The sequence below is a fragment of the Methylobacterium longum genome, assembly GCF_022179385.1.
GTDB lineage: Bacteria > Pseudomonadota > Alphaproteobacteria > Rhizobiales > Beijerinckiaceae > Methylobacterium > Methylobacterium longum.
The window spans coordinates 135,089-153,431 of sequence record NZ_BPQS01000002.1 but is presented as its reverse complement, the minus strand read 5'-3'; the positions used below and the strand labels follow the sequence as shown (position 1 = coordinate 153,431).

Here is an 18,343-nt window from a genome sequence, read left to right as displayed (position 1 = left end):
GCTTGTTCAGGGTTCGGCAAAAGCGCGCAGCACGTCCTGTGTCGCTCGCGCGTGCGCGAAACGGGCGTAGACCAAGGTCACGGTCTCTTCTCCAGGCGCTTCTGGTGCATATCCCTCAGCGCCGCTGGTCCGAGGACCTGTTCGGCCACCCTGATCCAGAGTTCACTCCCGTCGCGCCAACTGATGTTCATGCGTAGCTGACCACCGCCCACAGGGCGTCTCAGCCGTTCCGTCATATTCAGAGCGGACCGAAGGAGGATGGCATCGAGTTAGGTACGCCGACCGTGGCCGGAACTGTCGCTCAAGCCGCCCATGGTCATTTCCCGACGCGTGGCAGCCGGACGACATTGCTATGCTGCTTGGGAGTGGTGACTTCCGACGCAGCCCCCTCGACGGCGAGCAGAAGCGCGGCCGGTTCGTAGGGCTTCGAGATCAGCGGGAAGCCTGCCTTGATCGCCCTGGCCGCTTGATCGCTGTAGCCCGTCGCCAGCAGCACTGGCAGAGTCGGCCAACGGTCACGTACATGCTGGGCCAGATCGAACCCGTTCATCTCCCCTGGCATCACGAGGTCCGACAGGATCACATCAAACGGCTGCCCCGAGGTCAGGACGTGTAGGGCTTCCGACGCACTGGCGCTGCTCACGACGGCGTGGCCCCGCTCCGTCAGGATAGAGACCGCAACTTCCGCCACCTGTGCGTTGTCCTCGACCACGAGAACGCGGAGGGGCCGCGCCGCCGCGTCGGGATCGTGGCTCACCCGTTGCCTCTCCACGATCTGCGCCTGCGTGTGCGGCAGCGAGATCGTGAAGGTCGTTCCGCGACCAACCTCGCTCGTGATGCGCACGGAACCGCGCGACTGCTGCGCGAAGGCGTAGACCTGCGGCAGCCCCAGCCCGGTGCCCTTGCCGACCTCCTTCGTGGTGAAGAACGGTTCGAACGCGCGGGCGACCACCTCGGGCGGCATGCCGGATCCGGTGTCACTCACCGCAATCGCGACACTCTGTTCGAGGTCGCTGCCGGGCGCGGTGACGTTCTCGGTTCTGATCCGGAACTGACCCCCTCTGGGCATGGCATCACGCGCATTCACCGCGAGGTTGATCAGCGCGATCTGAAGCTGAGCCGGATCGACCTCGACGGGCCAAAGCTCCTGCGCGAGATCGAACTCGACACGGATGTCCCCTCGCAGCGACTGCTTGAGCATGTCGTCCATGCCGAGGATCAGCCGGTTCAGGTCCAGAACTTCGGGCTGGTGCAGGTGGCGGCGACCGAAGGCGAGCAACTGCTGGGTCAGCTTGCGGCCCTGCTCCACCGCCTGGACCGCGTTGTTGATCAGGCGCTCGCGACGCTGCTCCGGCGCGCGACGGAGGAGATCGAGGTTGCCGAGGATGACCGTCAGGATGTTGTTGAAGTCGTGGGCGATCCCGGAACTCAGGCCGCCGAGCGCCTCCATCTTCTGCGCCTGAAACAAGGAGCCGCGCGCCTTCTCCAGGGCCTCCTGCCCACTCCGACGCTCTGTGATGTCGCGGGTGACCTTGGCGAGGCCGATCAGTCGGCCGGTGTCGTCGCGGATCGCGTCGATCACCACGCTTGCCCAGAAGCGGGTGCCGTCCTTGCGCACCCGCCAGCCCTCGGCCTCGAACCTGCCTTCCCGCTTTGCCGTCTCCAAAGCCCTGGCAGGCACGCCCGCTGCCCGATCCTCCTCGGTGTAGAAGCGGGAGAAGTGCTGCCCGACGATCTCGGCCTCGGTGTAGCCCTTGATCCGAGCCGCACCCGAGTTCCAGTTCGTGACCACGCCGTCCGGGTCGAGCATGAAGATGGCGTAGTCGGTGACCCCCTGCACGAGTAGGCGGAAGCGCTCCTCGCTCTGACGCAGCGCCTCGCGCGCGGCTTTCTGCGCGCTGATGTCCCGCGTGATCTTGGCGAAGCCGATGAGCGTACCGGACGGGTCACGGATGGGGTCGATGACGACGTGCGCCCACATCCGGGTGCCGTCCTTGCGAACGCGCCAGCCTTCCTGCTCAAAGCGCCCCTCGTTGGCCGCGGTCGCGAGCGCCCGTTTGGGCAACCCGGTCTGCCGGTCCTCCTCGGTGTAGAAGCGCGAGAAGTGCTGACCGATGATCTCGGCCTCGGTGTAGCCCTTGAAGCGCTCCGCGCCTGGGTTCCAACTCACCACGATGCCGGTGGGATCGAGCATGTAGATGGCGTAGTCGGTCACCGACTGGACCAGGAGCCGGAAGCGCTGTTCGTCGGTGGGCTCGGTGGCGGACCCAAACTGGGATGCCATGCGTGTTCCTTCCTGCACGGGCTGCCCCACGCGAGGGGGATGCCCACGCGAGGCATATCGGACTTAACCTAAGGCAGTAAATCAGATTTTGGTTCCAGCGCTCAGCGCGCGTGCTTGTCCGTAGATGCCAAAATACAACACAACATTTCCGGCTCGTATCTGTACGAGAGCTACATCCGGTACTTGCGGGTATCTGAACTTTGGCTGTCGATACTATTGCTGAGCGCATCGATTGCTACGCGCGGTTGAGTGAGTACGGGCGTAGGATGAAAGGGCAGCGCGTGTTCGGGTTGGCGGGGCGTGACGGAGGCTTTAGCGGCTGGCTCGGTTGCGGGAACGAACATACGTTGTCACCGTCGTGCTGTCGGTTAAACGACGCTGTTCCAACACAAGGCGCTCGGTTGCCTTTTGAGTTGAATCATGCGGTTGAACCGCAGCGGATCTCGGCGCCCCGGATTAAGGACATTTTGGATGGCGGGTCTGCGTGCGGACGCCTTTTGCATTGCGATCAATCCGAACTCGGCTCACTCGTGAGTTCCGGGCGCAACCCGCCCTGAAGGGCTGCTCTCACCATCTCAGCCAGGGTGTCGGCGTCGATCTCGATGGCCACCCGTTCGGCGCGTCCGAAGCCCATGAGCCCCGTGACGTAGACGGTGTTCTCCTTCGTGCGCCCAATGCTCTCAACCCGGATGTGGCGCATCTCGCCGCGCTCTCCGATCCGGATCTTCACAAGTGCCTCCCGCGTTACGTCGGCCGCCGAGGGCCGCCGGAGCCTGATAGCTTGCAAGCTCTGGCGCGCAATCACTTGCCACACCGGCTCTGCCGGGGTCTCGCCGTGTGTGGTCCCCTCAGGCTTCCAAGTTGTCCGGCACAATCAAACCGATCGCACGCCACAAGAAGTCTCGACCTACACTCGCGTATCGCCACATCGTCCCGCCGCAGAGGCACACGGGCAGACCGTGATCCGCCTCGGCGACGGCCAGAGGCGGGATACAGATGCTGGTTCCTGGCGCGACGGATGCGGCAGTCGTGCTGCTCGGTGTTGGCGAGTGAGCGCGGCCTTGATGCGGCATCGGCTACACGAGATGCAGACCGCGTGCTGCTGCTTTGATTGGCACGCCTTGGCGCACCAGACGGTTCGTGCGCGCTTGCTGCTCCAGCATCTCCTCGGCGCCCGCCGTAGCTTGGCGACAGCCCTGAACCCAGCCGTCGAGCCACGCGTACTGCATGGCAACCATCAGCAGCCCTGCCGTCTCGCCCAATCGCACGCTGAGCCGGATCGTCTCGTCGGTCAGGCGGCCGATCTCAGCGTGAGTCATAGGCGACCTCTTCCGCGGCGTCGCTGGTGCTCGTCGCGGCGGCACCGAGGAGCTAAACTTACCGCGGGCTCTCAGCGTGTCGCAGCTTCGACCGGAAGGGCACCGCTTCGCCCCACCGGCCGCAGCAGATCAACTTGTCGAGCGATCAACCGTATCCTCTGCCGCTCGCGCGGTTTGGGCGGCTGCATCCCGGCCCTGCTCGGTCATCCGGCGCACCTCGCCCGCGCTCTGCTCCATCGCCGACCTAGTGCTCTCGGCACCTTGCTTGAACATCTCTTGTGCCATGCCGCCGAACGCCTTGGCCTGCTCCTGCATCGCGGCGTAGCGCTCGCGCATGTACTCGCTCTGGATCTTCATCATCTCCATCGGCGTGCCCGCGCGCGCGAGCTTCTGTGCCACGTCGAAAGCGGCGTGCACATTCTCTTCCGCGTACTCGAAGCCGCGACCGTACATGTCCTGCATGCTGGTGCGGGACATCTCAGTCGTGCCTCGCATCGTCTCGGCGCCGCGCTTGGCGGTTCCCACGAGGCTGTCGAACGCCTTTCGCGCCTGGGCGACGTTGTTCTCGGCGAGGTCACGCATCTGCTGCGGGATCTCGAAGCTGGGCAAATTGGCCATGGTGGCTATCCTCTCGACAGAGTCAGACTTGGGCCGCCTGATATATCGCAGGGTAACCTATGTTTCGATCGCTGCTCAACCTACGTCTTCACAGATCTTCGAAGCGCGAACGTTTCGGTTGGACCCGACGTGCCGATGCAGATGACCTTAGCTTTGTTCCAGCCGCCGAACGAGCCGGAACCGGAGGTCGAAGTTATCGAGTCGAAACTGCCACGCCTGTGGCGCGCAAGCGCAAAGGCCGAACGTGCATCGGCAGTGCCAGAGTCGGCCTCCATCAAGGAAATGAACGAGCCGCCTGCCACTGCGCCGCCGTTTATGGGCAGTGCGGTGTCCGATGTGGCTGCGGCGCGAGCGCCGATCAGCGTCCACAGGGCGGTTAGGTTGCTTGTGGTGAACCCATGAAAAACGACGCAACTTTTCCGGAACGGATCGCAACCGTTCACCAGCACCCGAATTGATGTAGGTTAATCGCGCTCAGCGATAGGCCGAAAATCGCGTGCCGGTGAGCGTCGGCCCCTCATCTGCACTGCTAAGCATGATCAAGAGCGACCATACCCAATCCCGCGCCTTCGGATCCGCCTTCGATCCGGTCCTCCACGGCGTCGCTCAAGGGCTGAACGATCTGTTCCCGTTACCGGAAGATCCGGCGGGGGATAGAACAGAGCGGGAGATACAGCGCGAAATCGCGGACCAGGATGAGCAGGACGCGTCGTGATTGACGGTAGATCAGCCAGGGCTTGCGGGTAGCCCTTCGGCTCCTCCGCCGTGAGCGCTCCCACGGCGCGCTCGCTGTGGGCTGCCCAGCAACTCGCGTCCGGTCAATGGTGGGTTGACGTAAGAGGTGTCAGCCGAGCCATCCCAAGCCCAGGCAGTGACGATCATTGTGAGGCCGACCGCAAAGAGTACGGTCACGAGGTAGCGAGTTAGGCGGTCATCGAGGTCGGTCACTGCAACAGGGTTTGAAAAGGTTGGGCTGAAGCGGCTGCTTGGATCAGCCTACTGCGCTCGTCCTGGGCCTTCCACCAATCCGAGGCGCAGAGCCAGGGCGAGAAGCTGCTCCACGGTCAGTTCCTGGTCCTCGTTGTCGATGCGCCACAGCGCTGGATCCTCACCGCAGGGTTCCACGGTATGCCCCTTGGCGCGAAGGGCAGAGATGGCGTCCGTGAGTGGGTCGGCTTCAACGAGCATGGTCGGCCTTCTAGGCGAGGGCCTGAGGATGCGGCGAAGACGTGCCGGAGTACGTCTCGGGCTTCAGCGCGCAGCCACTATGCGACCTGCGATGCGCCAGGGTGCGGCGAACGTTGGGACCGCTGTAGGCGCCGTTGATCATCACGCGCCCTTGGCAGGCGGGGCAACGCTTCACCGCCATCGCATGTTGGGCCGCAGCCTCATCCAGGCTGACGATACGCCAGGAGCCTTGGATTTTCACTTCGCAGGTTTGGGGATCAAGCGTGGGCATCCGGCGCACGTGGCATGCCCGCGTTTCTGCCGCCAGCGCGGTGAAGCCACACCTACAACGACCACTTAAGCCCGGCGCATGTGAGTCATGCGGTGATCCTTGCGATGACGCGCGCGACCGTTACGGGTCAGGGCAAGCGTGACGTTAAAGGGGACGGGATGGCGCGAGGCTCTGCTGTCCCGCCGCTGGATCGACCCCACTCATGGCGGTGGTGGGCGGATCACCACAACGGCGGGCGGGCTCACGATCCACTTCGTCGCCATAGTTGGGCGTAAGGGGGTGGGCTGCGGAAGCGACTGGTGGGCCCCATAGACGATGTCGGGACCGAACCGAACCAGCACGATCAGAGCGATAAGGGCTGTGCGCATGGTGGGGGAACAGCCGGAACCGGCGAGCGCTCCCGGCCCGCATCAACGGTTCTTTTTGGCGAACCTCATGATCGGCGGCCCCACTCCTAAGCCCCTCACGACTTGTCAGAGCACGAAGCCCATGAGCGCGCAGGCCGCCAGAACCGTCACCAGAAATTTGAAGGCCAGCAGCGATCCCGTGCTGCCGATCTGCGCGAAGAGCCGGTAACTCACCGACCCGCGTTCTTCTTGGCGAACTCTCAAACCGGGATGCCCCATTCCTGGCCCTGCTTGTCCCGGTAGCCGGTCAGCCGCTCGAACAAGATCCGCCGCGCTTCGACGGCTCGGGCAGGCTCACTCACCACCATGAGCAACCCGCAGTAGTCCACGCGCAGGGTGCCGTGATCGTGGTGCACCGCGAACAATTCTGGCGCGGTCCAGCCGAGCCGGTGCGCTTCGGCGCCGGACTGGTCGCAGAAGGCTATCGCGTTCGCCCGGATCGCGACTCACCGGGCCGGGAGGCGATACCGGCAGGGCGAGGCATGCTCTGACAGATCCTCAAGGGCGCCGCGCCAACCGGCGGCGGCGTTGGGGAACATGGTGGGAGCGAAATCGGGGGATCCGGCCGAGCTACGGCAGGCGCAGCCCTTAGAACGTGCGGCCAGAAGCGGTATTGCACCAACATGGATCTGGAGATGCAGCCCGGCACAGATCCGCGGCCTCGTTGAAGCGTGCCGGGCGGCAGGTTGCAAAGAGTGAACGAACGGTTAAGCTTGACTACTTAAGCAGTGACGAGGGGCAGCGCCATGGAACCCACGCACCCGTAGAACGAGAGCAGCCCTCCGCTGCCGCCCCTGCCCACGATGCCAATTCACCCGTGGCAGGAAGCTATGGCTCAGCAAGATCAGATGCGCCGCCTGTGCAACGCCCGCGCGAGCCAGCGAGCCGCTCGGCAGCATCGCATCAGAGGCGCCTGACCGATCCGTGGGCGGCTCTATGATCCGCATTCGCCCTACCGACGACGGCACCTACACCGTCTACCGGGATGCCGCTGTCGTGGTGACCGGCCTCACCCGTGACCAAGCGTATGCCGTCGCGCAATCGATCGGCGCCAGCGTGGTCGAGTAGGCACCACCTAACCGGAGTCTGCTCCGTCGCTCGATCTGATCACGGGCTGCGTGGCGATTTCGGTCCAGTTCCAGACCCTCCCTCACGGTTGCGTGACCAGCCAGGACTACGAGGGTTGCCCTTCCAGGGGCACCAGGGAGCGGTGCCGATGCCGCTGTTCTTCTTTGACCTGCGGTCACGATGTGGCCTAGAGCCCGACGATATTGGGTTGGAGTTCGCGAGCGCCGAGATCGCCTACATGGAGGCGTGCAGTGCCATCCTGGACCTGACGGCTGAACTCCTTCGCGCGGGCGGCACGTCTCATGGCTACGCCTTCGAGGTCTCCGACGAGGCCGGACGCATGCTCTGGCGCATCCCGTTCAGCGAGATCCTCGGCAGGATGGACAACCCGTGACCTCGATGCCGCCCAGTGGTGTGATGGAACTCATGGCATACACCGTTGAGCAACTCGCGCCCGGCAGCTACGACGTGCTGCTCGATGGCACCGTGATCGCGAGCTTGGTGCGGAACGTTCATCGAAGCGGCCCAGCCGACACATGGTCGGTCGAGCTTCTCGACGAGTTGGCCGCTACGGAACGCCCGGTGCCGTTCACGTCCCAGCGGCACATCTTCAAGTCGCGGCCAGCCGCGCTGGAGTGGCTCGGTATCGTCGTGGACAGCGAGCATCCAGATCGCGTCACCTGATCGCTGAGGGCGTTGGAATACGCGGCCAGAGCCGCTGGTTCGTGCCCGGCGGCGACGGGGGCTGCGGTGGTGGGATCCGAAGGAGCCTGGGCCATCCGGAACGCAGTTAGATCGCACCACGGCCGCGCCCACGGCCTTGCCGATGCTCTCATTCCTAAAGTTGCCAAGCGGGCAACCTTAGGACGCAGTCGCCGGAAAATTGCTGGAAAATCGCTACTGACACGGTGTTTCGCGACTCTCCGATCCGAGGCATATGATCGGGATGAGCATTACAAATCATCCAACCCCAGTCGCGCATACCCATCGCGACAACACGATCGACCCTTGCCTCACGGTCGGGAAGCTGCCGCTCAGCGTGCGAGGACTGCGATGATCATCAAGCAGTTCGATCCAGAGATTATCGCCAAGACGAAGGCCGACATCATTGCCGCCGAGGAAGCGCTTCTCGCGGCTGAGCACGATCGTTGGATTGCCGATGAGGCGCTCCTCGCAATGGAGAACGACCGAACGACAACCAAGGAGGCGTACTCCGCGGTGGTAGACAATCGCATGATCGCTGAGAACGCGTACTTTGCAGCGCTGGCCGTCCTTATGGTCGCCAAGGAAGCGCTCAGTGTGGCGCGAGACGCAAAGTTTGAGGCGGATTGGCCGTACCACTTCGATCTCACGGAAAGCGCCTCTTGGAACGAAATTAGAGGTGCATTTCGAAAAACGCGCGAAGTATACGCTAAAGACGAGAGCGAGGGTGCCAGAATTGCGGTCCCTGAGATAAAGATGTGGTTAGACGAGAACGTCGGTCGCGACGGGTACGCGGTCCACGACAATTACATGATCGGCTTCCGAGACGTGAACCACGGATTTCATTTCAGGATGAGGTGGATGTAGAAGGGGCGAGGGTCACAAGCCGGAGACTCTTAGTATAATTTCAGCCTGATCATCCTTGAGGTCGAACCGTTTGATAAGATCGCGCAGCGTTTCTCTAGCCACTTAGAGGGGTAGGCAGCAGACTTTCAGCTTGACGATGAATGTGGGCAATGGCAGCGTCTGTCCTGGATGGTCATCCCGGTCGAGACGAAGACGTTTGATCTGTCTGAGGAGGCCGCGGCCTGGGCGTACCTTGCAGAGGCTGGACCGGCTACGCCTCCTCATGATCAGGCCGTAGATTACTTGACGGCCATCGCTGAAGAAGCTGCTCACCTGCACCGGGGCAGGCCGAGCAGCCTCGGTCGCGGGAAGCCGAAGTCCCCTCGTAGATAAGTAGACAGGGGCCTTTTCCCGAGCACCTGTCCGAGAAGATTTCCGTGTACGGTTTTCAGCTATTGCGGCTTTGCGATGAAATGACATCGCTGGGTCTGGTTTTGTCGCGCGAGCATTTCTCACGCTCCTGGTGTGGCCGCGGTCATTCCTACATGCATGACTATACGCGGCACGACGGAGCGACTGCGCGAGTTTCGCCGAAGACCGTCGAGCGGATCCGTATAAGGCTGGCAGAAGCCAGTGCGCTGTTGCCCGAAGGTCTGCGCGACCGGGTGCGGGCCTACGATGAAGCGATCGTTCGCGACCTGCGCATCGCCGACTTGCTCGGGCGCCGCTCGACCGAGGCGAGGTGCTCGTGATGGCTGCTCGACTCTCAACCAACCCCGAAATTCAGGCGATCATCGCCCGCAACGCCTTCACCGTCACGGCATCCGTTCCGATGGTCCTGGATCTGAACCGCCGGTACGAGGACTACCGGCACCGTCTCGCGAACCAATGGTGCGAAGATCATGCGACTGATCGGTGGCGCCGCCGTATCTGCGAGCTTAGGGGCAACGCCGTCCTAGATAGGGTCATCTTCGAGTTCGAGGACGCGGCCGATGCGGCGGTGCTCCACGACTGGCTCAAGGCGCGCGGGTGGTGAAGAGGGCGTGGCTGACCTTCGCGACCGAACCCTGGTCCTGGTCGGCTACATCGTCGCCCAGGGCAAGTCCGAGATCATCACCTCGAACTCCGGCAGCGTGTCGTTCTCGTAGTGAGATTTCCGCCGCTGTCAGATCGCCGTGGCGACACGTGGGCGACCACGGCCTCGACGCGCTGGTGCGGATCTCGTCTTCTCGGCCTTGATCCGCTCCAGCAACACGCTCGCGGGTTCATCATCTGGATCTTGAGGGACAAGCTCGCCGCGGAACGCCTTTGAGAGGATGGCCTAATCAAAATAAACGATCAGCCTGCGCGCTCGTTGCTTCAGCAGCACCATAGCGCATCGAAGCGGTGAGGCGCTACTAATTTTGGCTTTTGAGGCTGCTCTGGTCGCCGGACTCGTCGGTCATCGGATTGGCCACTCCGCTCGTGTTGCCGTCGCCCGTGAGATCAACGTCGATCTCTCGGTTGGCGGCGTGGTCCTGATACTGCTCGGTCTGCACGGCCTTGCTGTCCAAGCCCCGTTCGTCACTGTGACGAGACTTGTCCCGGTTGCTCAGGACCATGTTGTCGGGGAGGATGCCCTCCGGCAGGTCGGTCATCGCGCCGGAGCCATCGCGCTTTCCCTGCGTGGCCGCGCCCATGTGGTTCTTGCTGGCGTTCGCCATGTGGTGTCCTCAGTGAGAGCGATGGCGGTGATGGGCATCCCGCTCACCACCGCCGCCGGAGACGGTCGAGGTGTCCGGGTTGGTCGAACCGCCCGTGGCGGACTTGCCGTGCTCTTCCGGCTGCGGCTTGGACGCATCCTGATGGCTGCTTCCGGGACCGCCGTGGTGGCGGTTGGCGGCGGGCGTCTTCTTCGAGGTGCTCATCGGTCCTGCTGATAGCCTTGGTTCGTGGTGTTGACCTTCGAGTTCCCGGCCTGTCCGACCTTGTCCGGGTTCTGGGTCTGTGACCCACCATGGCCCTGTGAGAGCGGAGCCGCAGTGGCACTTCCCGGACCCTTGTGCGATTGGTTGGCAGGGGGGACGGGCGGCGGCTTGGCGGTCATGTGCACCTCGTAAGCTGTGGGTATCTTAATCAACCCCACCGCCGATCTGACGTTCCTGGTCAGCCTCGGAGCGACGGGAAGCGCATGGCAACGCACATTCGAGGAAGTCGAACTCGCCGCCGAGTTTCAGCCCATGGTGCTCCGAGCCGAACCCGCCTTCAGGCCGCGCCCTCATCGCTTAGCTCGCCGACGACCTGGGGCAGGTTATGGACGCGGCGACCTGACACGGACGCCTCTGCTCGATACCGGCAGATTACCTTTGCGGAGTCGTTGACTGCGGTCGTGCCGCAGTAGAGTTACGCGGCGGCAAAGGAGAGCTACGAGCTTGTGCTTGCCTCACTGGACATCCGGCAGGAGGACGACTACGTTACATCAGTTCGAGCAGCCGCAGCAGGCGCCCGAGCCTCCCTTCAGAAAGCTATTTCGATGAAGCGCCGCAGCGCGCGACCGTTCACGGTCGAAGTCAAGAACACTCGTACATCCAGAGCTTCACTGACCGCCGCCACAGCGCGCTTGCGCTCGGGCGAGACGCTCCAAACCGGTTGGGCGACTCTCATGGCGGCGAGCGAGTCGGTCACCCGAGTCCGTCAGCCTGCCCCAGAGGCGCCGTCGCATCAACCACAGCCTGAGGCTCCGGCGCGACGTGTCCTGCCGAGCCTCGTGCCGATGTTCGAGCCACCAAGCGAGCCGGATCCGGCGGCTGAAGTCGCGAAGCCGAAACTGCCGCGCGTGCAGCGTTCACGGGTAAAGGTCGAACGTGCTTCGGCAGCGGTAGAGTCGGTCCCCGTCAAGGGTCCCAAAGCGCCGCCTGTCCCTGCGCCGCCGATTGTAGCCAGGGCAGTGTCCGCGGCGGCTGCGGCGCTAGTAGTCGCGCCTCCTGCCGAGACGCGGCCTTCACACGCCAAGCGCGCAACCCGACGTGAGGCTGGTTTGCTCCCCGGCGAGCGTTGGAAGCTCCGATTGCCGCGCATCCTGCGATGACGCCGCGCTGCTCAGCGATCCCGCCGTTATTCCTAAGTGGAGGCGGAGTTTAGGGTTAGCGTCGCAAAGCAGGACCAGATCGTCACCGCTGGCAGCCGCGATCGTCGGAGCCTACGTGGCGCACAATCTTGCAAAGGTCACCTTCCTGTTTCGCTGCGCGCGCGCGAAGTTCAGTGCCTCCAGAGCGGTGACGGGCCTGCTGTAGAAGAAGCCCTGCACCTCAGTGCAGCCCTCCTGCCGCACCTGCTCCAACTGCTCCTGCGTCTCCACACCCTCCGCCGTGACGGTCGCACCCAACCGCGCGCCGATGCCGACAATCGCGCGCACGATCGCGGCCGTGTCCGGATCGGCGATGTCGCGAATGAACGAGCGGTCGATCTTGATCTTGTCGAAGGGGAACCGACGCAGGTAGCTCAACGACGAGAAGCCGGTGCCGAAATCATCGAGCGCGATGCGGACGCCGAGAGCCTTGAGCCGGTGCAGGCAGGTGATCGCCGCGTCGCTATCCCGCATCAGCACGCTCTCGGTAATCTCAAGCTCAAGCCGTCGTGGAGAGAGCCCGGATGCGACGAGCGCGCTCAGGATGACCTGCTCAAGACCGGGCTGCTGAAACTGCACGGCCGAGACGTTCACCGCCACGCGCAGGCCATCCCTCCATGATGCCGCCTCGTGACAGGCTTCGCAGATCGCCCACTCGCCGAGTGCGACGATCAGCCCGGTCTCCTCAGCGAGCGGGATGAACTCGGCCGGTGAGATCGCGCCGCGCGTGGGGTGCTGCCAGCGCAGCAAAGCTTCGAAGCCGCCAACCGCCTCCCCCTCAACAGCCACGATCGGTTGGTAGTGCAGCACGAAGCCCCCGCGCCGAACCGCATCGCGCAGGTCGCGCTCCAGTAGGCTGCGCTTCGCGATCACCGCGTCCAGACCGGGCTCGTGGAAGCTGTAGACGTTCCGACCGGCGGCCTTAGCGCGATAGAGCGCAGTGTCGGCGTGCTTGAACACGCTCTCCACATCGGCGCTGGCCCTGGTCCCGAGTGCGATGCCGACGCTGACGCCGACGTTCGCCGTGTGACCGTCCAGATCGACCGGCTGCCCCACGGCGTCGATCACGCGTTGTGCGACGAGACTGACGCTCTCCGGCTCGTCGAGGCGACCGACGATGATCGCGAACTCATCTCCGCCGAGCCTCGCGACGGTATCGCCATCGCGGATTACGGACCTAAGGCGATCTGCGATCACCCGCAGAAGAGCGTCGCCCGCCGGGTGACCCAGTGTGTCATTGACGGCCTTGAAGCGGTCGAGGTCGCAAGCCATGACCGCGAAGCTGCCGCCGTGGCGCTTCGCGGTCGCGAGCGCTTGGTCGAGCCGATCGCGGAACAGGACCCGGTTCGGTAGTCCGGTCAGGCCATCGTGCATGGCCATGTGTGCGATCTGCCGCTCGGCCTCCTTGCGCTGCGTGATGTCGGTCTGGGTGCCAACGATGCGCAAGGCACGACCGGCCTCGTCGCGCGCTACGACCTTACCGCGCGTGAGCACCCAGATGTAGCTGCCGCTCTTCGTGCGCAGCCTGTACTCGCACTCGTACAGCGGCCTGCGTCCGCGGAGATGCTCGCGCAAGATCCCGGCAGCGCGCGCCTTGTCCTCGGGATGCGAGATCTGCGGCCACGTCCGCAGGTGCGGCTCAAGCTCACCGATCTCGTAGCCGAGCATTCGATACCAGGGCTCTGAGAGCCATACCTTGTTGGTCGTCAGATCCCAGTCCCAGAGTCCGTCGCTGCCACTGTCGAGCGCGTATGCGAGGCGCTCCTCACTCGCCCGCAAGCGCGCCTCGCTCTCCTGCAACGCACGCTCACTGGCATGGCGGCGGGTGATGTCGGAGTAGGTGCGCACGCAGCCGCCGTCAGGTAGCCGCACGACGCGTACCTCCAGACCTGTGCCGTCCGGCCGCTCGCGCTCGTACACGTCAGGCAAACTGGTGAGATCTGCCGCCGTGAGGGCGCCCATTAGGGCGTTGGGGCTGGTCTGGTACTCCCCGCGGGCGACCTGATAGGCGTTGATGGTGCTGTAAGGGCTGCCGTCGCGCAGCACGTCCTGGGGTAGATCGAGGAGGTCACGCGCGCGCTGGTTGTGGAGCCGCACGCGCATGTCGGGGCTGTACAGGATCAGACCCTGGTCCATGTTCTCCAGGGTCGTGCGCAGGAGTTCACTCGTCTCGCGCAGCCGCTCCTGAATGTTCGCCTGATCGGTGACATCAAGGAGGATACCATAGATGGCTGTGACCACGCCGGTATCGTCGCGCACCGGCACGCCGCGGATGATGACGACGCGCTCTTCGCCATTCGGGCGGAGCACGCGAGCCTGCCCTCGGTAGCCATCATGCAACGCCGGGTCGCTCCCGGCGATTACTGCCTCGATGCGTGCTCGGACGGCGGCGCGCTCGTCCGGATGGTAGAAGAGCATGTGCGTGTCGAGGGGCAGAAAACCCCTGTCCGGTACAGGGACTCCGAAGAGGGCAGCGACGCCATCGGACCAGGAGACGGTACGGTCCTTGGCGTCGATCCGCCAGTGTCCGAAGCTCGCCGCGGTTTCAGCGACGCGCTGCGCGACACGGGTGTTCTGAAGAGCGCGTCCCTCGGCCTCGCGCGCGCTCTTGATCTCCTGGACATGCAGGTGGGCGACGACGATCTCGGCTAGATCACAAAGCTGACGGACCTGTTCGGCTGAGAAGCACCTCGGCTTTGTGTCGATGATGCACAGCGAACCGACGCGGATGCCGGGCCGCAGCGCGAGCGGCACGCCCGCGTAGAAGCGGATGTTGGGCTTGCCGCGCACCAGCGGATTGTCGGAAAAGCGCGGATCGGCAATTGCATCCGCGACTACGAGCGGGTCGTCGGACAGGATGGTGTAGTTGCAGAATGCAACGTCACGCGTTGTGCCGTCTACGTCGAGACCGCACTTGGCCTTGAACCATTGCCGATCCTCATCGACGAGTGAGACCAAGGAAATCGGCACCCCGAACAGGTCGCGAGCGAGGCGGCAGACGGCGTCGAACTGGACCTCGTTGGGCGAGTCGATGATGTCGAGGGTGCGCAGAGCGGCGAGGCGTTCTGACTCGTTCGACGCAATCGGAAACATCGGCTGCCCTCGCTGAGAGCGACAGGCAGACCCGCCCCGCTCCTGGCGGCGAGATCATGATCGCGAGATGCTAAAAATTCAGCCCAATTCCAGTGGAACGTCGAGCGTGCAGACGACGCCCTGGGGTTCATAGAGGACGCGCGCCTCGCCGCCGAGTTCGTTGGCCAGCCCACGCTCGATCAGCCGCGAGCCGAAACCCTTGCGGGCTGGTGGCCTGACCGGCGGGCCGCCGCTCTCCTGCCAGCGAAAATGCAGTTGTAGCTCCTGCCCCGCTTTAATCGCCTCCTGGGTCGTCCACGTCACCAGCACGGTGCCGGTCGCGTTCGAGAGCGCCCCATACTTGATCGCGTTCGTCGTAAGCTCGTGCAACATCATCGATATCGCCAGCGCGATGCGCGGGGCCACACGGAGTGCGTTCCCCTGCCATCGGCATCGTTCACCGTCGCCGCCGTGCAACCGTAGAGCATCGGCTACAATCTTGGCGATGTCGGCCCCCTCCCAGTCCTCGGCGGTGAGCACATCATGCGCCTGTGCAAGGGCGATCAGTCGAGCGGTGATCGACTCCCGCGCCTCGCTGAGCGAGGAGGCTGTGCGCAGCGTCTGGCTGGAGAACGCCTGCACGGTGGCCAAGGTGTTCTTCACTCGATGGTTGAGTTCGTGGAGCAGCAGCGCCTGTCGCTCGGCTGCCCGCTTCTGCTCGGTGCGGTCGCGCAAGATCTTGAGAAAACCCGCGAGACCGCCCTCGTCGTCGCGCAGCGGCATCATCAGGCCGTTGGCCCAGAACCGAGTGCCGTCCTTCCTCAAGTGCCAGCGGTCGTCCTCACCGCGGCCCTCCGTCACGGCCAAGCGCATCTCCGTTTCGGCTGTGGCTTCGCGATCGTCTTCGGGCGTGAAGATCAGGTTCGCTGGAGCCCCGACCGCTTCCTCCTCGGTCCACCCCATCAGGTTCTGCGCACCCGTGTGCCAGGCGGTGATGCGGCCAGTAAGGTCGGTGGTGAAGATGGCGTAGTCGCTGGCGCTCTCGACGGCGAGACGATAGCGCGCCTCGCTGGCGGCCAGCACGGCATGGCTGGCGGTGAGTTCGGCGTTGGCCTGCTCCAACTCGGCGATGCGCGCCTGCGCGAGTGCCAGATCCGCGCGAGCGTCGGCAATCTCGCGCTCATGGCCCGCGGTGGCGGCCGGAACCTCGGAGGCTGTGCGGCGGACCGCCTCGTCGAGGGAGCGCCTCAGGCGGCCGATCTCTGCCTCAAGTTCGGCCTCGCGCGCACTCCGTGGCGAAGCGACTTCCGACCCGTCGGTCACTCGTACCCCCAGCCCTCGGCGGCCGGAGGTCATCGCCCCTTCGGATTTATGCCGCAGCCGAAGATGCATCGACGAAGACTGCGCCGAGAATACGACGAGGGCGTCGGCCTCGCTCAGCGAGCCCGAGTTGAAGATTAGCGACGTGTTCATCTGCAAGCTACACAAGAAGCTCGCTAACCCGTCCTCGGGGAAGAACTACATCGAGACGGTCTGGGGCCGCGGGTACGTTCTGCGAGAAGATGCGCCCGCGATGCGAGCCCTGGCGAGTTGATCAGCCTGCTTCGGCGCTGAAACCGGGCTCACCCCTGCAAGCTCTCGGCGAAGTCGTCCGGAACCTCGCCCCACTGGCCCAGTATCGTCACGCCCTCCAGTTCGCCGGTCTCGTCGTCGGCCACGACCTTCAAGGCCGCCGCCCCCGGCACCCGTTTACCGGCACGTGCACCGTGGTGACGATCGAGCAGCGCTGCTCGCCGCGATCACCGATGCTCTGATTGATCTCGATGCGGCCAATCGACGGGTCGAAGTACACCTTCGGCAGGTCTCCCGCAGCTACGTCCGCGCCGCCATCGCTGAGCGCTGACCCGAAGCTTGCCACCGTCGCCAGCGCGATCCCGCCACACGTTCGAGGTGCCGAAGTTCGCGTCACTCGGCGTGATGCTGGCAATTTAGACAGGTGCAGGACATCACAGCCTCAGATGCGACCGGTCCTCACCGTGTAGTCCAGGACCTTCTTGTTTGGCACATCGACCACGCAGGTGTAGATCAGGTTCTTCCAGGTGCCGTAGTCGTTCTGCATCTTAGCGCTGTCGCCGCGGTATTCCACGTGGCCCTTCTGCTTGTCGCGCCAGCGTGACTGCGGGAACTTGTCGCCGAAGACTCCATCGGTCCATTCGACGACGTTCTCCGAACCCTTCTCAATGGCGCGCCGACAGTCGCTCATGACGGTCGAGAATGCGCCCTCACGCGCGGTGCATTCGAGGTCCTCACGGCACGACGCGTCGATGCGCCGATCGCGCTCAGCCCTCTCGACGGCGGCGAGCCGGATCTTCTCCTGGTCCTCCGCAGAGGCGACGGCTTGAACCTGTCCTGTCTTTGCCGCCGAAGTCTCCGAGCCGCCCGTGCAGCGAGAGACGCCCATCACGGCGAGACCCAGTAGGACAACGACGCCCATGATCTGGCGCCCGGACTCATCACTCACGCTGCGGCCCTTTTCGCACTCCGGACCTCGCCACGGTGCAACACGCCGCGCCGACGAACTCGGTTTCAAGCTTAAGTTAAAGCTTAGCAGGAAGCCGGGATCGGCGACAGGTGTAGTCTCGGTCTCGGTGATTACCCGCACCACGTTGGCGCCGTAGCGCAGGTAGGCGAAGGCATCCGCCGCACCCTCGAAGATCATGCGGGCGCCGTCGATCTCGAAGGCGTCCTTGAAGGCCATGATCTGATCGTTGATGTTGGCCTTGATCGCCTGGAGGCGGTGTTGGGCAGCCTCGTAGTCCTGGACAGATGGGGATTGGCGCTCGATGCACCGTCCTCACCTCGAACTGTGACTCAAGCGGCCTCAGCCAACGGCTTGGGCGACGGCGCGTCCATGGCGCGCAAGTACACGTCGAGGAGCGTCTCCTGCTCGTCCCGCTCGTCCTTGTCCTGCTTGCGGATCTTCAGGATCTCCTTGAGGATCTTCACGTCTAGGCCCTCGCCCTTGGCCTCGGCGAAGATCTCCTTCTTGGCCTCCATGAGGTCCTTGATCTCCTCCTCCAGCCGCTCGATGCGCTCGATGATCGAGGAGATGCGTTCGCCCGCGACGGCAACGGTGTCGGTGATCTCGGTCTTCTCGGCCATGCGCTGATCCTTGCGATGAGGTGCGCGACCGTGGTGGGTCAGGGTAACCGTGACGTTAAAGGGGACGGGATGGCGCGAGGCTCTGCTGTCCCGCCGCTGGATCAATCCCACTCATGGCGGTGGTGGGCGGATCACCACAACGGCGGGCGGGCTCACGATCCACTTCATCGCCGTCGTTGGGCGTAAGGGATCAGGCTGCGGCAGCGACTGGTGGGTCCCATAGACGATGTCGGGACCGAACCGAACCAGCACGATCAGAGCGATGAGGGCTGTGCGCATGGTGGGGAACGGCCGGGAGTG

Annotated in this window: 23 protein-coding genes and 1 pseudogene; 9 read left to right on the top strand and 15 right to left on the bottom strand. The window is 64.2% G+C overall.

Translation table 11 applies throughout. The features are described 5' to 3' along the window. Positions 1–316 precede the first annotated feature (316 nt). The 4 genes from MFF58_RS02530 to MFF58_RS02515 all read right to left on the bottom strand — a co-directional run bounded on the left by MFF58_RS02530 (position 317) and on the right by MFF58_RS02515 (position 4,221). Complete coding sequence (locus tag MFF58_RS02530; RefSeq protein WP_373323266.1) at positions 317–2,284, bottom strand: hybrid sensor histidine kinase/response regulator; 1,968 nt, start codon at positions 2,282–2,284, stop codon at positions 317–319. Between the two features lie 508 nt (positions 2,285–2,792). After that, the gene (locus MFF58_RS02525) at positions 2,793–3,014 is read right to left on the bottom strand and encodes a hypothetical protein (RefSeq protein ID WP_238285075.1); all 222 of its coding nucleotides are present in this window, start codon (positions 3,012–3,014) and stop codon (positions 2,793–2,795) included. A gap of 346 nt (positions 3,015–3,360) precedes the next feature. Beyond that, the gene (locus MFF58_RS02520) at positions 3,361–3,603 is read right to left on the bottom strand and encodes a hypothetical protein (protein WP_238285074.1); all 243 of its coding nucleotides are present in this window, start codon (positions 3,601–3,603) and stop codon (positions 3,361–3,363) included. Between the two features lie 129 nt (positions 3,604–3,732). Then, complete coding sequence (locus tag MFF58_RS02515) at positions 3,733–4,221, bottom strand: phasin (RefSeq protein ID WP_238285072.1); 489 nt, start codon at positions 4,219–4,221, stop codon at positions 3,733–3,735. Between the two features lie 135 nt (positions 4,222–4,356). Between MFF58_RS02515 and MFF58_RS02510 the strand changes: the two genes are divergently transcribed. Both MFF58_RS02510 and MFF58_RS02505 read left to right on the top strand, forming a co-directional pair. Then, the gene (locus tag MFF58_RS02510) at positions 4,357–4,623 is read left to right on the top strand and encodes a hypothetical protein (protein ID WP_238285071.1); all 267 of its coding nucleotides are present in this window, start codon (positions 4,357–4,359) and stop codon (positions 4,621–4,623) included. Positions 4,624–4,756: 133 nt separating this feature from the next. Continuing rightward, positions 4,757–4,936: a hypothetical protein gene (locus tag MFF58_RS02505; protein ID WP_238285070.1), complete on the top strand. Its 180-nt coding sequence runs from the start codon at positions 4,757–4,759 to the stop codon at positions 4,934–4,936. A gap of 281 nt (positions 4,937–5,217) precedes the next feature. Here MFF58_RS02505 and MFF58_RS02500 read toward each other — a convergent pair whose 3' ends face one another. The 3 genes from MFF58_RS02500 to MFF58_RS02495 all read right to left on the bottom strand — a co-directional run bounded on the left by MFF58_RS02500 (position 5,218) and on the right by MFF58_RS02495 (position 6,443). After that, positions 5,218–5,409 (bottom strand): hypothetical protein, encoded by a 192-nt coding sequence (locus MFF58_RS02500; RefSeq protein ID WP_238285068.1) that lies wholly within the window; start codon positions 5,407–5,409, stop codon positions 5,218–5,220. 10 nt (positions 5,410–5,419) lie between these two features. Next, positions 5,420–5,680 (bottom strand): hypothetical protein, encoded by a 261-nt coding sequence (locus MFF58_RS32775; RefSeq protein ID WP_494337831.1) that lies wholly within the window; start codon positions 5,678–5,680, stop codon positions 5,420–5,422. Positions 5,681–6,287: 607 nt separating this feature from the next. After that, the gene (locus MFF58_RS02495) at positions 6,288–6,443 is read right to left on the bottom strand and encodes a hypothetical protein (protein WP_238285066.1); all 156 of its coding nucleotides are present in this window, start codon (positions 6,441–6,443) and stop codon (positions 6,288–6,290) included. A gap of 580 nt (positions 6,444–7,023) precedes the next feature. On the opposite strand from MFF58_RS02495, the gene MFF58_RS32185 reads away from it, so the two are divergent. From MFF58_RS32185 to MFF58_RS02470, 6 genes are all read left to right on the top strand, one after another. Further along, entirely contained in the window at positions 7,024–7,155 is a 132-nt protein-coding gene (locus MFF58_RS32185; protein WP_283206420.1) for a hypothetical protein, read from the top strand. 148 nt (positions 7,156–7,303) lie between these two features. Beyond that, positions 7,304–7,549 carry a DUF6894 family protein gene (locus MFF58_RS02490; RefSeq protein ID WP_238285065.1) on the top strand — a complete coding sequence of 82 codons (246 nt, stop codon included), beginning with the start codon at positions 7,304–7,306 and terminating at the stop codon, positions 7,547–7,549. A gap of 5 nt (positions 7,550–7,554) precedes the next feature. Next, a complete protein-coding gene (locus MFF58_RS02485) occupies positions 7,555–7,839 on the top strand; it encodes a hypothetical protein (protein WP_238285321.1) in 285 nt (94 codons plus the stop codon). Positions 7,840–8,208: 369 nt separating this feature from the next. Further along, positions 8,209–8,724, top strand: a complete 516-nt coding sequence (locus MFF58_RS02480) for a hypothetical protein (RefSeq protein ID WP_238285063.1) — start codon at positions 8,209–8,211, stop codon at positions 8,722–8,724. Between the two features lie 416 nt (positions 8,725–9,140). Next, a complete protein-coding gene (locus MFF58_RS02475) occupies positions 9,141–9,455 on the top strand; it encodes a DUF6626 family protein (protein WP_238285062.1) in 315 nt (104 codons plus the stop codon). Further along, the gene (locus MFF58_RS02470) at positions 9,446–9,739 is read left to right on the top strand and encodes a hypothetical protein (protein ID WP_238285061.1); all 294 of its coding nucleotides are present in this window, start codon (positions 9,446–9,448) and stop codon (positions 9,737–9,739) included. The genes MFF58_RS02475 and MFF58_RS02470 overlap by 10 nt, the downstream gene beginning before the upstream one ends. Positions 9,740–10,100: 361 nt before the next feature. Here the strand turns inward: MFF58_RS02470 and MFF58_RS02465 are convergent, their stop codons facing one another. From MFF58_RS02465 to MFF58_RS02445, 5 genes are all read right to left on the bottom strand, one after another. Further along, the gene (locus MFF58_RS02465) at positions 10,101–10,406 is read right to left on the bottom strand and encodes a hypothetical protein (protein ID WP_238285060.1); all 306 of its coding nucleotides are present in this window, start codon (positions 10,404–10,406) and stop codon (positions 10,101–10,103) included. A gap of 9 nt (positions 10,407–10,415) precedes the next feature. After that, positions 10,416–10,610 carry a hypothetical protein gene (locus MFF58_RS02460; protein ID WP_238285059.1) on the bottom strand — a complete coding sequence of 65 codons (195 nt, stop codon included), beginning with the start codon at positions 10,608–10,610 and terminating at the stop codon, positions 10,416–10,418. Then, entirely contained in the window at positions 10,607–10,789 is a 183-nt protein-coding gene (locus MFF58_RS02455) for a hypothetical protein (RefSeq protein ID WP_238285058.1), read from the bottom strand. Before MFF58_RS02455 ends, MFF58_RS02460 begins: the two co-directional genes overlap by 4 nt. Positions 10,790–11,881: 1,092 nt before the next feature. Then, positions 11,882–14,902, bottom strand: coding sequence for a bifunctional diguanylate cyclase/phosphodiesterase (locus MFF58_RS02450; RefSeq protein WP_238285056.1), 3,021 nt, complete (start codon positions 14,900–14,902; stop codon positions 11,882–11,884). A gap of 78 nt (positions 14,903–14,980) precedes the next feature. Continuing rightward, the gene (locus MFF58_RS02445) at positions 14,981–16,354 is read right to left on the bottom strand and encodes a sensor histidine kinase (RefSeq protein ID WP_283206419.1); all 1,374 of its coding nucleotides are present in this window, start codon (positions 16,352–16,354) and stop codon (positions 14,981–14,983) included. Here MFF58_RS02445 and MFF58_RS02440 point away from each other — a divergent pair. Further along, positions 16,317–16,475, top strand: a pseudogene (locus tag MFF58_RS02440) (winged helix-turn-helix domain-containing protein); the annotation flags it as partial. The gene MFF58_RS02445 and the pseudogene MFF58_RS02440 sit on opposite strands and share 38 nt — an antisense overlap. A gap of 129 nt (positions 16,476–16,604) precedes the next feature. On the opposite strand, the gene MFF58_RS32180 reads toward MFF58_RS02440, so the two are convergent. The 3 genes from MFF58_RS32180 to MFF58_RS02430 form a co-directional block, all read right to left on the bottom strand. Then, a complete protein-coding gene (locus MFF58_RS32180; protein WP_283206418.1) occupies positions 16,605–16,733 on the bottom strand; it encodes a hypothetical protein in 129 nt (42 codons plus the stop codon). Positions 16,734–16,895: 162 nt separating this feature from the next. Next, positions 16,896–17,639, bottom strand: coding sequence for a hypothetical protein (locus MFF58_RS02435; RefSeq protein WP_238285054.1), 744 nt, complete (start codon positions 17,637–17,639; stop codon positions 16,896–16,898). Positions 17,640–17,752: 113 nt separating this feature from the next. After that, on the bottom strand, positions 17,753–18,043 hold the full coding sequence (locus MFF58_RS02430) for a DUF2312 domain-containing protein (protein ID WP_238285053.1): 291 nt from the start codon (positions 18,041–18,043) through the stop codon (positions 17,753–17,755). Between the last annotated feature and the right edge of the window lie 300 nt (positions 18,044–18,343).